Annotated in this window: 1 pseudogene; it reads right to left on the bottom strand. The window is 35.8% G+C overall.

Annotation, left to right across the window (positions count from 1 at the left end):
• Positions 1-419, bottom strand: a pseudogene (locus tag FUA24_RS00150) (cysteine--tRNA ligase); the annotation flags it as partial.

Genomic DNA, 419 nt, shown 5'->3' on the forward strand with positions numbered 1-419 from the left:
GAAGGCCAGCGCATAATATGTTGTGGTTCGGCTTTTTTCCAAAGTGCAAAATCTTGCGGATTCTTTTTATCTGTTTGCCCGTCAAGTTCGCGGGTGTTATGAATTAAATCTTCTAACTTACGTTTACTTAGTTTGCCGTATTCGTTAGATTCGTCAAATTTATGAACATCAAAATATACCGAGCCATTTACCACATAGGCAAAACCGTTTTCAATTATTTTTGAAATTAACTCAATTTGCTCAATAATATGGCCTGTTGCAGTAGGTTCAATACTTGGTGGTAAAAAGTTTAAGGTACTTAGTACGTTGTGAAAATCTACGGTGTAGCGTTGTACTACTTCCATAGGTTCTATTTGTTCTAAACGTGCTTTTTTTGTTATTTTATCTTCACCAACATCGGCATCATTTTCTAAGTGTCC

It is taken from the genome of Seonamhaeicola marinus (genome assembly GCF_008085455.1).